The following is a 13118-nucleotide window of genomic DNA, read 5'->3' as shown; positions in this document are numbered from 1 at the left end:
ACGCCGGCCATGGGCCTTTCGGAACGCTCCATCGACCGCCGGGGGTGGGACGGCTTCCGCCCCCGGCGGCCGGTGTGCCGCCGGCTCAGGAGGCCCGGCGGCCCGCGCCGGTGCGCGGCTGCGGTTCCGGCTCGGCCGGCCCGGGCGCCCGCTGCGGCGGCACGACCGGCGTGGGCCGCACCAGGCCGAGGGCGACGACCTCGTTGGCGAGCCGGGTGCGCCGGTTGGTGCCCTCCGGGATCCGGAACTTCTGGTACAGCCGCAGCAGGTGCTGCTTGACCGCCGCCTCGGTCACCACGAGGTCGTCGGCGATCTCGCGGGCCGTCGCGGGCGCCACGAACGCCTCGTCGGACAGCGCGGGACGGCACAGCGAGGTGAGGACGTCGACCTCCCGGCGGGTGAGCTCCGGCGCGGCGGCGCGGCGCAGCTCGACCTCGGGGGCGAGGTCCTCCCGCGGGATCCCGCCGACCCGGGCCCGCGCGGCCCCGAAGGAGACGACGTCGCCGTCGTCCAGCACCCTCCTGGCGATCGGCCTGCCGTTCACCCGTGTGCCGTTGCGGGACAGGCCCAGGTCCACGACGTACAGGTAGGGCCCGCGGCGGACGAATTCGGCGTGCAGCCGTGACACGCTCGGATCCGTCAGCCGGATGTCCACGCCTCGGCCGCGGCCGATCGTGGTGACGTCGGGGCGCAGCGGCACCACCTCGCCGCTGTCCTCGATCCGTATGAACGGCCCCTCCACGGCAGTTCCTCCCCAGGTAGCCCGCCGTTACTTTCCCTATAGCTGCGGCTTACCCACCCGTGGCGAGGGGGAATCGCCTTTGCCACGAGCAGAATCAATCGTGGAATTGGTCTGGACCTCTGAGGGGCGGTTTACCTGCTCACGGGTAGACTTCGGGCGGAGATAAGTGGAGGAAACACTTATGGCGGACAAGCCCACCAAAGGCCTCGCCGATGTCGTCGCCGCGTCCACAGCGCTCAGCGACATCGACGGCAAGGCCGGCCGTCTCTTCTACCGGGGATACGACATCCACGACCTGGCCGGTCACGCCACCTTCGAAGAGGTGGCCCACCTGCTCCAGCGCGGCACGCTGCCGACCCGCGGGCAGCTCGCGGACTACAGCGCGGAGCTGGCCGAGGGCCGCACCCTGGGCGCGCTCGTCGAGAGCAACGTCTCCGAGGTCGCCGGGAAGCAGGCGCCCATGGAGGCGCTGCGCACCCTGGTCTCGCTGGCCGGGGCCGACGACCCGGACAAGGACTCCAACGCCGCCGACGCCAACCGCCGCAAGGCCGCCAGGCTCACGGCCCAGCAGCCGGTCCTCGTCGCCCGCTACCACGCGGCCAGGACGGGAGCGGACATCCCGGAGCCCGATCCCGAGCTGAGCACCGCCGCGAACTTCCTGCTGCAGATCACCGGCCGCCGCCCCGAGCCGCGCGAGGTCGAGATCTTCGACACGTGCCTGGTGCTGCACGCCGACCACACGATGAACGCGTCCACCTTCGCCGCCCGCGTGTGCGCCGCGACGCTGTCCGACATGCACTCGGCGATCGTCGCCGCCATCGGCACGCTCAAGGGCCCCCTCCACGGTGGGGCGAACGAGCAGGTCATGCGTACGCTGGAAGCGCTGGACCCACGCGGGGTCGCGCAGGCCGTACGGGACAAGCTGGCGGCGGGCGAGAAGATCATGGGATTCGGGCACCGCGTCTACAAGACCGAGGACCCCCGGGCGACGCACCTGCGGCGGATGTCGCAGGAGCTGGCCGAGGCCTCGGGCGACGACACCTACTACCGGATGTCGCGGGAGATGGAGGAGGTCGTCTTCGCGGACAAGCACCTGTACCCGAACGTGGACTTCTACGCGGCGACCGTCTACCACTACCTCGGCATCCCGACGGACCTGTTCACGCCCGTGTTCTCGGTCAGCCGGATGTCCGGGTGGACCGCCCACGTGATCGAGCAGCACGCCGACAACCGGCTGATCCGGCCGGACAGCGAGTACATCGGCGAGCGCGACCAGAAGTGGGTGCCCATCGGCGAGCGGTGACAGTGAGGAACGCGCCGAGGACCGTAGTGGCAGGCATGGGAGAGACGTGAGAACGAGAGAGAGCACGGCCTGGGGGCCGTACCTGCTGGTGGCGGCGGGCGCGGCCGCCGGGCTGTGCGCGATCGGCCTGGGTGTGCCGGTGCCCGCGGGCGGTGCGATCATGGGGTGTGGCTTCCTCGCCGGATCCCTCGTCCGGGTGACGGTCTCGGAACGGCGGGCGGGCGCGCTCGCGGTGCGCAGCAAACGGATGGACGCGCTCACGCTCGCGGCGTTCGGAGCGGCGCTCGTCATCGGCTCGCTGCTCATGCTGCTGCGGCTGCACGACTCGTAGGGACACGACCTCGTCGCGGACTTACCACACCCGTCCGATAGCCTCAACGGCCAGTGAGCCTCAAAAAGGACGTGCTGGCCAGTTAAATCAGAAGGGGAACCCCACGCATGCCCAAGATCAAGGTAGCGGGCCCGGTCGTCGAGCTCGACGGCGACGAGATGACCCGGATCATCTGGCAGTTCATCAAGGACCAGCTGATCCTTCCCTACCTCGACGTCGACCTGAAGTACTACGACCTCGGCATTGAGCACCGCGACGCCACCGACGACCAGGTCACGATCGACGCCGCCAACGCCATCAAGCAGTACGGCGTGGGCGTGAAGTGCGCGACGATCACGCCGGACGAGGCCCGCGTCGAGGAGTTCGGCCTGAAGAAGATGTGGAAGTCCCCGAACGGGACGATCCGCAACATCCTCGGCGGTGTCATCTTCCGCGAGCCGATCATCATGTCGAACATCCCGCGGCTGGTGCCCGGCTGGACCAAGCCGATCGTCGTCGGCCGTCACGCCTTCGGCGACCAGTACCGCGCCACCGACCTGAAGATTCCGGGCGAGGGCACGCTGACGCTGACGTTCACGCCCAAGGACGGCAGCGAGCCGATCGAGCTCAACGTCTTCGACTTCCCCGGCGCCGGCGTCGCGCTGGCGATGTACAACCTGGACGAGTCGATCCGCGACTTCGCCCGCGCCTCCATGCGGTACGGCCTCAACCGCGGCTACCCGGTCTACCTGTCGACCAAGAACACGATCCTCAAGGCGTACGACGGCCGCTTCAAGGACATCTTCGCCGAGGTCTACGAGACCGAGTTCAAGGCCGACTTCGAGGCCGCCGGGATCACCTACGAGCACCGCCTGATCGACGACATGGTGGCCGCCTCCCTGAAGTGGGAGGGCGGGTACGTCTGGGCCTGCAAGAACTACGACGGCGACGTCCAGTCGGACACGGTGGCGCAGGGCTTCGGCTCGCTCGGCCTCATGACCAGCGTTCTCATGACCCCCGACGGCCGCACCGTCGAGGCCGAGGCGGCGCACGGCACGGTGACCCGGCACTACCGGCAGCACCAGCAGGGCAAGCCGACCTCCACCAACCCGATCGCCTCGATCTTCGCGTGGACCCGCGGCCTGCAGCACCGCGGCAAGCTCGACAACCAGCCCGAGGTCATCGACTTCGCCGAGAAGCTGGAGCAGGTCTGCGTCGAGACCGTCGAGGGCGGCCAGATGACCAAGGACCTCGCGCTCCTGGTCGGCGGCGACGCCGAATGGCTGACCACGCAGGACTTCCTCGCGGCGCTCGACGAGAACCTCAAGAAGAAGATGGCGCTGTAACACCGCTTCACCGGCAGGGGGCCGCCCGGAGACGTTCCGGGCGGCCCTTCCGCATCCCGAGGGTTGGGCGGCGCGCGAGAGCCGCGGACATGGCGACGTGCTCGATCCTCCGCCGCTCAGGTGGTGGAACCGCCGGTTGCCAGTGGAGGAACGAAGTCCAGCCATTCGATATGGGGCTTGTAACCCGACCACGAGTCGTTGTGACGGATTTTCTCCTTGACCAAGATCTTGCCCGGCCGACCGTCGAGGCCGACGATCCTGAACGTGACCGTGGGCATCTTCGTGGCGGCGTCCGAGGGCCGCGGCACGGACCGGCGTTCCGTGACGACGTGGTCCTCGTCGTACCAGCCCTGGAAGGCGCCTGGTAGCCGGTGGGCGATCTTCCCGGTCGCGGTGTCGACGATCTGGAGCGGCGCCTTGCCCTCGCCGGCACTGACGAACCACCGGCCGGAGGGCGAGAAGAGGGAGGTGATGTGCCCGCTGAGACGGCCGATCCCGCGATAGACGCGGGTTCGCCGGCCATCCAGATCGTAGACGGCGATGCCTGCGTCGTCTTTCAGCATCGACAGCACGCCCGTGCCGTCGCCGTTCCAGAAGAACCGGCCGTCACGGTCGCTCTCCCCGGCGCCGATCGACCACGTGTCGCCTGCCTCGACGAGCTTGGGCTTGCGCTCACGCACGTCGACGGTGATGAATCCGATCGCCCGGTAATCCGAGCCCTTCTTCCGGTACGCGGTGAGCAGCAGTGTCCGGCCGTTCGGCGACCACTGCGCGGAGGTCGCCCTGACCGGCAGCTTCACGGTGTGGTCCCTGTGGTGGACGCGGTCGATCAGCACGATCCGGTCCGCCGGGAGGTACTGCCGGTGATCCGGCACTCCCGCGGCCCATCGGCCGCCTTTGGCGACCGGAGTCTGCCGGTAGGGGGTCTTGAGGAACGTGTTCCCCACCCGGAGACAGCTGACATTCGAGTTGTCCGCGTCCTCCGTGAGGACGTACGACTCCAGCCGGGGCAGGCGACCGCCCGCATCGTCGAGTTGGGCCGACGTCCCGGCGAGTTCGATCCACCGGCCCTGTTTCGCCATGTGTCCCGCAGGTGCACTTTGTGGCTTCTGGTTCGCCTGTGGCGTTGCCAGTGGCAGATTCACGGCGACGATCAACGCCGTCATGAGCTTTCGTACATGCCGGCCTCGTTTCGGATCCGCTCGTTGCGGTTGTCTCTCGGCTTGAGATGCATGGCCGGATCCAGTGGTTCACATGGCCGGCGCTGAACCCGGCCGGGGAGGCCCGCATCTAACGGGGGTCGGGTGGTGAGGGGTGAGGGGAATGGCGGGGAGCCTGTCGCCGGAGGATCCGGAGCGGTTGGGGGAGTTCTGGCTGGCGGGTCGGCTCGGCGCGGGTGGTCAGGGGGTCGTGTACGAGGCGTATGACCGGCAGGGGCACCGGGTGGCGGTGAAGGTGCTGCACGGCGACGCGGCGGCTGATCCGGAGCTCAAGGAGAGGTTCGGCCGGGAGGCGGCCGCGGCGCGGCGGGTGTCGTCGTTCTGCACCGCCCGGGTGATCGAGGCGCGGTTGGACGGGCCCAGGCCGTACATCGTGAGCGAGTACGTGGCGGGGCCGAGCCTGCGGCGGGCGGTGCAGGACGGGCGGGTCTTCTCCGGAGATGACCTGCACCGGCTGGCCACGGCGATCGCCACCGCCTTGACGGCGGTCCACGAGGCGGGGGTGATCCATCGGGACCTGAAGCCGGACAACGTGCTGCTGGGTCCCGACGGCCCTCGGGTGATCGATTTCGGGATCGCGCGGACGTTGGAGATGTCGCTGACGAGCACGGGCCTGGTGCGGGGCACGCCGACGTACATGGCGCCGGAGGTGTTCACCGGGCAGCGGGCGGGGACGGCGGCCGATGTGTTCGCCTGGGGCGGGATCGTGCTGTTCGCCGCGACAGGCGCTGATCCGTTCAAGGCCGAGAGCCTGGGCGGGGTGATGCACCGGGTGCTGTCGGTCGATCCGGACCTGAGTGTGTTGCCGGGGTCCCTGCGCGCGTTGGCGGGGGCGGCTTTGGCCAAGGAGCCGGGTGAGCGGCCGACGGCTCGCGAACTGCTGATGGCCTTGATCAGCGGGGGGAGCGCGGTCGACACGGCGCTGTTGCTGGCGCGGGGCAGCCGGGCGGCAGGAGCGTTGCACGCGGATGGGCATGATCCCGCCCTGGGAACGCTGGCCGAGGAGGCATACGGCGCGCTCGGCGTCGCCGAGCGCGACCTGGTGCCGGAGGTGTTCCTACGTCTGGTGGCGATCGGTCCCGACGGGGAGCTGACCACCCGCAAGGTCTCCGAGGACGAACTGCCGTCGAACGCCGGAGAGGTGTTACAGACCTTCGCTTATGTGCTGTCGCGGCGGGACGGGGAGGTCGGTCTGGCTCGTCCGGCGTTGTTGCGGGCGTGGCCGAGGTTGCGGTCCTGGGTGGCCGACGAGCGGGACGGCCTGGCCGTGCACGCGGGGATCCGCGGGCAGGCGCGGCAGTGGGCCGGGCACGGGCGGCGGGACGGCGACCTGCTGCAGGGCAGCCGGTTGGATTCCGCGGTGGGGTGGGCGGCCACCGGGCGGCGTCGCCTGACCCTCAATGCTCTCGAGCGCGAGTTCCTGGACGCCTCCACCGCACTGACCCGGCGCAGGGCCCGCCGCCGCCGGATGCTCACGCTGGCGCTGGCCGTGCTGCTCGTGCTCGCGCTCGCGGGCGGCGGCCTGGCCGCCTACCAGGGCAACCAGATCGCCGCCCAGCGCGACCGGGCGCAGGGCCGTGAAATCGCGCTCCTCGCCGGGACCCTGCGCACCAGCGATCCCACCACTGCCATGCTGCTCAGTGTCGCCGCCTGGCGGCTCGACGGCGGGGCCGAGGCCCGCTCCGGCCTCATGTCGTCGCTCTACCGGCCGGAGACCGCCGTCTTCCGTGAGCCGGCGACGAGAGAAGAACCGGTGAGAGCGTTGAGCGCCGACGGTGCGCGGCTGCTCAGCGTCTCCCCGGACGAGATCCGGCTCTACGACGTGTCGCGGCAGCGGTTGATCCGGCGCGTCGCGACGCCGGAGATGAAAGGTGAGTTCCTGGAGAGGGCGGCCCTCAGCCGGAGCGGCCGGTTCGCCGCCGTGGTGACCGCGGAACGGGTCAGGGTGTGGGCGCTCGAGACGGGCCGGTTGCTGGGGCGGCTCAACGCACCCGGTATGAGGATGGGAGGGGACGTCGGTTTCGGCGATGACGAGTCGAAGCTCGCTCTCGCGGAGGACAGCAACGCCTTCGTCTGGGACTACGCGAGCGGCACGACCTATGGCCGTGCAGGACACGGCGAGTGGCGGGGCTTCCCGCAGCCCGCCGTGTCCCGCACGGGACGGCTCGTCGCGGTGAGAAACGACCAATACGACCGGATCGACGTGCGGCGGATCCCCGGCGGCGCCCCGGATCCGAGATTTCGGAAGGCCTGTCCCCGGACGGTGAGGGCGGTCGCGTTCAGCCCGGACGGCAAGATCCTGGCGTGTGCCGGGCGAGAGATCGCCCTCGTCTCGACGAGCACGGGTGAGCGGCTCCCCCTCCTGCACAGCGACTATGGGAAGTGGTCGTGGCCGGAGAACGGCGGGATGTCGAGGGGGACGTTGCGGTTCAGCGACGACGGCAGCCTCCTGGTCGGGGTCGGCGACCGCACGATCCGGGCCTGGCGAGTCTCCGACCAGCTGGAGGTCTTCGGATACAAGGCGGGCGGCGACGTGTCCGACGTCGGGGTCGACCCGGATGGGCGGACCCTTCGCTACCTGCTGGACGATTCCGTGATCACGGTGGATTTCCGGCCGGGCGTGACCGTCACCCGCGTGCCGGGCCCGATCACCACGACCGGGCTGAGCCCCGATGGCCGCTGGATGTCCGTGCAGGGCGAAGAGGGCCCCATCCGGATCTGGGACGTACGGCGACGCCGCTTCGCCGGATCGCTCCCCGGCACCGGCGATTCGAGCGTCCCGGTCGTGTTCGACCGGGCGGGCCGGACCATGATCACCCAAGTCGACGTGGGCAGCGGCAAGTACGCGCTGCAGGCGTGGGACGTCGCCACCCGCACACGGCTGTGGCGTTTCCGGATGCCTGGGGACGAGAGAGTGGACGGCGCGGCCTTCAGTCCCGATGGCAAGATCTTCGCGGCGTCCTTCATGGGCGTCAGCGAGGCGACCACGCCGTCCCTTCACCTCTGGGACGCCCGGACCGGGAGGGTGATCCGGAGTCTGAGTCTCGAGAGACGCCGGGAGTTGTACACAGGTTCCCTCGACTTCAGCCCCGACGGCAGGACGCTCGTCGCCAGCGCGGGACTCCTCATCGACTCGCGCTCCGGCAAGCAGGTCGGCTCGTCGTTCAGCACCTCGTCTCACGACGCCAGCCTCGACGTCGTCGCGGTCAGCCCGGTGGGCGCGCTGCTCGCCGTGGGCGGCGCCGCGGGGCGGATCGCCCTGTGGCAGACGTCGGCACGTGGGCCGGCCCTCCTGCCGCCGGTGCTCCGCAGCAGCGCGGGCGATATCTCCTCCGTGGCCTTCTCTCCCGGAGGCGACGTCCTCGCCACCCATAGCGGAACGGGAACCGTGGAGTTCTGGGACGTGCGGACGCGGCGACGGCTGGGCGGCGCGATCGCGCTGTACGAGGACACGGAGGTCCTGGAGAGCAGCATGGCGTTCGCCCCTGACGGTTCCTGGCTGTACGTCGCGGACTACAGCGGCGAGATCTTCGAACTGCCGATCGGCGCGGAGCGGGTGGCGGCGGCGGTGTGCGCACGGGCGGGACGGACGCTCACGGAGCAGGAGTGGGCCCGCTACCTGCCGTCGCTGCCCTATCGCAACGTCTGCACGCGCCCGAGTCCCTGACCCGGCCCCCGAGCATCGCCGGCGGGACCGGCACGCACCGGGGGGCCGCCGCGTGGGATCGCCTGATCGTCAACGGCACCAGGCACGCCCGCGTGGTGACCGGCGGCCGGTCGGCTGCGAACACACGGCGATCTTTCTGCAATCCGAGACCGTAAAGTTGGGCTGTCCGATTCATTGCCCAACCGTGGGGAACGGGATGCCGCAGATCGCGCCGTTGCAACCGGGGGATCCGACCAGGCTCGGTCCCTTCGTGCTGTCCGGCCGTCTCGGCGAGGGCGGGCAGGGCGTGGTCTACTTCGGCCAGGACCAGGCCGGTGAGCGGTCCGCGGTCAAGCTGCTGCACGTCAAGTTCTCCGGCGACGCGACCGCCAGGTCCCGCTTCGCTCGGGAGTTGCGCGCCGCCCAGCGCGTGGCGAGCTTCTGCACCGCCCGGGTCCTTGCGGCCGACCTGGAGGGCGACGCGCCGTACATCGCGAGCGAGTTCATCGACGGGCGGTCGCTGCGCGAGGCCGTCGAGGCGGACGGGCCCCTGACCGGCTCGGGCCTGGAGCGCCTGGCGGTCGGCACGGCCACCGCGCTCACCGCGATCCACCAGGCGGGCATCGTCCACCGCGACTTCAAGCCCGACAACGTGCTGCTGGCCGTGGACGGCCCCCGGGTGGTGGATTTCGGCATCGCCCGCATCCTCGACTCGACCGCCACGATCACCAGCCGGGCGATCGGCACGCCCGCCTACATGGCGCCCGAGCAGATCTCCGGCGGCAAGGTCGGTCCTCCGGCCGACGTCTTCTCCTGGGCCTCCACGATCGCGTACGCCGCGACCGGCGACGTCGTGTTCGGCGGCAACTCGATCGCGGTCGTGCTCAACCGCATCCTCAACCACGACATCGACACCGGGATGCTGCCCGAGCCGCTCGGCGGGGTGGTCCGGGCGTGCCTGCGCAAGTCGCCGGACGAGCGGCCGACGGCCGACCAGATCCTGCTGCGCCTGCTGGGCCGTGCGGTGTCGGGCGACGCGTCGGCGGTCGTGCTCTCCGAGGGGGCCGCGCACGCGGCCGACCCGGACGCCACGCGCCTCGCGCGCACGGGTCCGGGCCGCGTCGCGGCGACGGGCGCGGGCCCCCTGCACGCAGGCGGCGCGCGGACCGGAACCGGCGCGCGGACCGGAAGTGGTGGGCCGACCGGAAGTGGTGGGCCGACCGGAAGTGGCGGGCCGACCGGAACGGGCGCGCGGACCGGGACGGGGAGCCGCGCCGGGAACGACATGCCGACCGGGGCGTCCCTGTCGTCCCTGTCGTCCCTCTCGCCCCTGTCGTCCCTGTCGTCCTCCGGTCCCACCGCCCCCAGGTTCGCCGGCGTCCCGTCCCAGGGCACGGACCACGGCGGTCACGGCGCCGTACGGCCCGGCGTGGGGGAGCCTGTGCCGGCCGGGGCAGCGCCGACCGGGCCCGTGTCAGCCGGAACCGTGTCAGCCGGAACCGTGTCAGCCGGGACGGCGCCGGCGCGGCGGCGCGGGAAGGGCCCTCTCGTTGGCGCGCTCGCGGCCGTGCTCGCCGTCCTGGCCGCCGGGGGCGTGATCCTCGCGAGCAGGACCGGCTTCGCGTTCGGCGGCGCGTCCGGGGACGGCGGCACCGGCGACGCCGTCGTCTCCCCGGGACGCTCCCCGCGGCCGAGCCCGACGTACGCCTCGGTGTACGAGAAGGCGCTGCGGACCAAGCGGCTGACGATCGGGGTGCGGTGGGACGTGCCCGGGGTCGCCCTGCTCCAGGGCGGCGGGTTCAGCGGGTTCGAGGTGGACCTCGCGACGTCCATCGCCAAGCGCCTCAAGGTTCCCGCGACGGGCATCACCTTCCGCAAGATCGGAGTCGGCGACCGGGTGCGGGCGCTGACGGACGGCGCTGTGGACATGGTCGTGGCGACCTACTCCTACGACGACAACCGCGACGACCCCGTCACCTTCGCCGGGCCGTACTACACGGCCCACGCCGACCTGCTGGTGCTCGCCGGCTCGGGGATCAAGAGGCTGAAGGACCTGGAGGGGCGAAGGATGTGCGCGCCCAACGGCAGCACCACGACGCGGCTCGTGGCGGACAAGGTGGACGTCGAGCAGGTCCGGGCGGGCAACTACGCCCAGTGCATGAATCTGCTGACGAGCGGTGAGGTCGACGCCGTCCCGGGCGACGACCTCATCATCGCGGGCTTCGCCGACCGGGTGACGAGCCTGAAGCTGTCGGTGCTCGGAGTGCGGCTCACCGACCAGCGCTACGCGGTCGGCCTGCCGAGGAAGGACGTGCGCACCTGCCGCGCCGTCGAGGAAGCGATCACCGGCATGTACGGTGACGGCACGATGCGGGGCCTGCTGCGCAAGCACTTCGGCAACGTCGACTTCGATCCCGAGCAGGACGCTCCGCGCAAGCTCGCCTGCGGCTGAGCCTCCGGCCGGGCGGGCGGGTCAAGGCCGGCGTTCGAGCTGGGCGATGGCGTCGTTCGCCCACTGCAGCGTGGTGCGGGTCTGCCGGATGCCGAGGTCCAGGGCGAGGTTGCCGAACTTGACCCCGGAGGTGCCCTCCGGGACGGGTGAGGCGTGTTTGGCCGCCCAGAGGGCTTCCAGCTCGGCCAGCTTCCGTTCCACGTACGCCTTCAGGCGCTCCAGCACGTCCAGCGCCTCGCCGGGGTCGAGCAGCGGGAGCAGGAACGCCTGCAGCGCGACCTCACTGCGCGCAGGACCCGTCGGGTCGTGCCCGACCAGCCAGGCGCGCAGCTCCGTGCGGCCTTCGGACGTGATCGAGTAGATCTTTCGCCCGCGCGCGCCCTCCGCCTCCACCGTCACCAGCCCGTCCGCGGTCATCTTCGCCAGCTCGGGATAGATCTGGCTGTGCCCCGCCTGCCAGACGTGGGCCACCGATCTCTCGAACGCCTTGGTCAGGTCGTAGCCACTCGCGGAGCCGTAGGCCGTCAGAAGACCGAGAAGAGCGATGCGCAGGGACATGCCGCTCACTATACCTCTGGGTTGACATGTCAGATCTTACATGTCACCTTCGACACATGCGATCCAGAAACGGACTCCTCCTGTTCGCCGTGCTCGGCGGCATGTTCCTGGCGATGCTCGACCAGACGATCGTCGGCACCGCGCTGCCGAGGATCACCGCCGAGCTGGGCGGCACGGGCCTCTACACCTGGGTGGTGACCGCCTATCTCCTCACCTCGACCATCACGGTCCCGCTGTACGGCCGGCTCTCCGACGCGTACGGGCGCAAGCCGCTCCTGCTGGTCGGGGTGGTCCTGTTCCTGCTCGGCTCGATCCTGTCCGGGGCGGCGCAGAGCATGGGGCAGCTCATCGCCTTCCGCGGCGTGCAGGGGCTCGGCGCGGGAGCGCTGCTGCCGCTCTCGCTGGCGCTGGTGATCGACCTGTTCCCGCCGGAGCGCAGCGGGCGGGTCCAGGGCGCCCTCGGCGGCGTGATGGCGCTGAGCTACATCGCCGGGCCGTTCCTCGGCGGCCTGTTCACCGACCACGCGAGCTGGCGCTGGGCCTTCTACGTGAACGTCCCGATCGGCGCCGTCCTCGTGGCCATCATCGTGTGGCGGCTGCCGTACCGGCCGGGGCACGGCGGGGCGCGGCCCGACTACCTGGGCATCGCCGTCTTCAGCGCCGCGATCAGCGCCCTGCTCGTCGGCCTGACCGAGAAGGGGATCGACGGCCACACCTGGACGAGCGGGCCGGTCGCCGGGCCGATCGGCGCGTCGCTCGCGCTGCTCGTGGTGTTCGTCCTCGTCGAGCGGCGGGCCGCGGAGCCGATCGTGCCGCTCCACCTGTTCACGAACGGCACGTACTCGCTGGTCAACGTCGCGTCGTTCTTCACGGCGTTCTGCATGTACGCCGGGGTGGTCTTCCTGCCGCGCTACTTCCAGGAGGCGCACGGCCTGAGCGCCACCTCCTCGGGGCTGCACATCTACCCGCTGATGCTGGCGATGGTCGTGGGCAGCGCGGTCACCGGCGCGCTCATCTCGCGCACGCGCCGCTACAAGCCGTGGCTGGTGATCGCGCCCGTCTTCCTCGTCGCGGGCACCGCGCTGTGCGCGAATCTCGAGGTCGGCACCTCGACCCCGCTGCTCGTCGCCTGGATGGCGCTGATCGGGCTCGGGATGGGGCCCATGCTGTCCGGCCTCACCGTGGCGATCCAGACGTCCGTGCCGCCCCGGTTCATCGGCACGGCCAGCGCGAACCTGACGTTCTTCCGGCAGATCGGCGGTTCGGTCGCGCTGGCGGTCGCCGGCACGGCGTACGGGTCGGTGGTGACGCGGGAGGCGCCCGCGCACGGCCTGCCCGCGGCCCACGCCGCCGCGACCGCGACCGTCATCCCCTGGCTGGGGGTCGTGGGCGCGGTCGTCGCCCTCCTCGCGCTCGCCCTGCTGCCCCGGGGCGAGGTGCGGCTCGACCGGCCCGCACCGCAGCAGGACCTCGTCGCGGCGTGAGGCGGCAGCTCAGTGGCGCCCCGAGCGGCGTGTCGGACGGTGCGCGGGGCCCGTCCG

Annotated in this window: 9 protein-coding genes; 6 read left to right on the top strand and 3 right to left on the bottom strand. The window is 71.1% G+C overall.

The genetic code is table 11. The annotated features are described in order from the left end of the window. Window positions 1-85 precede the first annotated feature (85 nt). Entirely contained in the window at window positions 86-742 is a 657-nt protein-coding gene (locus ABZ857_RS01845) for an FHA domain-containing protein (RefSeq protein WP_357035871.1), read from the bottom strand. Window positions 743-923: 181 nt separating this feature from the next. Between ABZ857_RS01845 and ABZ857_RS01840 the strand changes: the two genes are divergently transcribed. The 3 genes from ABZ857_RS01840 (at window position 924) to ABZ857_RS01830 (ending at window position 3701) form a co-directional block, all read left to right on the top strand. Continuing rightward, on the top strand, window positions 924-2045 hold the full coding sequence (locus ABZ857_RS01840) for a citrate/2-methylcitrate synthase (protein ID WP_357035868.1): 1122 nt from the start codon (window positions 924-926) through the stop codon (window positions 2043-2045). Between the two features lie 46 nt (window positions 2046-2091). Further along, complete coding sequence (locus ABZ857_RS01835; protein ID WP_357035866.1) at window positions 2092-2376, top strand: DUF3017 domain-containing protein; 285 nt, start codon at window positions 2092-2094, stop codon at window positions 2374-2376. A gap of 107 nt (window positions 2377-2483) precedes the next feature. Beyond that, a complete protein-coding gene (locus ABZ857_RS01830; RefSeq protein ID WP_357035863.1) occupies window positions 2484-3701 on the top strand; it encodes an NADP-dependent isocitrate dehydrogenase in 1218 nt (405 codons plus the stop codon). Window positions 3702-3817: 116 nt separating this feature from the next. Here the strand turns inward: ABZ857_RS01830 and ABZ857_RS01825 are convergent, their stop codons facing one another. Continuing rightward, window positions 3818-4783, bottom strand: a complete 966-nt coding sequence (locus ABZ857_RS01825; RefSeq protein WP_357035860.1) for a hypothetical protein — start codon at window positions 4781-4783, stop codon at window positions 3818-3820. A 241-nt stretch (window positions 4784-5024) separates the two neighbouring features. On the opposite strand from ABZ857_RS01825, the gene ABZ857_RS01820 reads away from it, so the two are divergent. Together ABZ857_RS01820 and ABZ857_RS01815 are read left to right on the top strand one after the other, a co-directional pair. Then, a complete protein-coding gene (locus tag ABZ857_RS01820; RefSeq protein WP_357035857.1) occupies window positions 5025-8588 on the top strand; it encodes a serine/threonine-protein kinase in 3564 nt (1187 codons plus the stop codon). A gap of 196 nt (window positions 8589-8784) precedes the next feature. After that, the gene (locus ABZ857_RS01815; RefSeq protein ID WP_357035854.1) at window positions 8785-11019 is read left to right on the top strand and encodes a serine/threonine-protein kinase; all 2235 of its coding nucleotides are present in this window, start codon (window positions 8785-8787) and stop codon (window positions 11017-11019) included. 21 nt (window positions 11020-11040) lie between these two features. On the opposite strand, the gene ABZ857_RS01810 is transcribed toward ABZ857_RS01815, so the two are convergent. Next, the gene (locus tag ABZ857_RS01810) at window positions 11041-11577 is read right to left on the bottom strand and encodes a PadR family transcriptional regulator (RefSeq protein ID WP_357035851.1); all 537 of its coding nucleotides are present in this window, start codon (window positions 11575-11577) and stop codon (window positions 11041-11043) included. A gap of 56 nt (window positions 11578-11633) precedes the next feature. Here ABZ857_RS01810 and ABZ857_RS01805 point away from each other — a divergent pair, with 56 nt between their 5' ends. Continuing rightward, window positions 11634-13061, top strand: a complete 1428-nt coding sequence (locus ABZ857_RS01805; protein WP_357035848.1) for an MDR family MFS transporter — start codon at window positions 11634-11636, stop codon at window positions 13059-13061. The last annotated feature ends 57 nt before the right edge of the window (window positions 13062-13118 follow it).

Origin of the sequence: Microbispora sp. NPDC046933 (assembly GCF_040644635.1) — a bacterium.
GTDB lineage: Bacteria > Actinomycetota > Actinomycetes > Streptosporangiales > Streptosporangiaceae > Microbispora.
This window is presented reverse-complemented; position numbering and strand designations above follow the sequence as displayed.

Coding starts and splice junctions, on each gene's coding strand:
- ABZ857_RS01830 (WP_357035863.1), top strand. CDS start 2,484: ATGCCCAAGATCAAGGTAGCGGGCCCGGTCGTCGAGCTCGACGGCGAC.
- ABZ857_RS01815 (WP_357035854.1), top strand. CDS start 8,785: ATGCCGCAGATCGCGCCGTTGCAACCGGGGGATCCGACCAGGCTCGGT.
- ABZ857_RS01820 (WP_357035857.1), top strand. CDS start 5,025: ATGGCGGGGAGCCTGTCGCCGGAGGATCCGGAGCGGTTGGGGGAGTTC.
- ABZ857_RS01805 (WP_357035848.1), top strand. CDS start 11,634: ATGCGATCCAGAAACGGACTCCTCCTGTTCGCCGTGCTCGGCGGCATG.
- ABZ857_RS01825 (WP_357035860.1), bottom strand. CDS start 4,783: ATGGCGAAACAGGGCCGGTGGATCGAACTCGCCGGGACGTCGGCCCAA.
- ABZ857_RS01810 (WP_357035851.1), bottom strand. CDS start 11,577: ATGTCCCTGCGCATCGCTCTTCTCGGTCTTCTGACGGCCTACGGCTCC.
- ABZ857_RS01840 (WP_357035868.1), top strand. CDS start 924: ATGGCGGACAAGCCCACCAAAGGCCTCGCCGATGTCGTCGCCGCGTCC.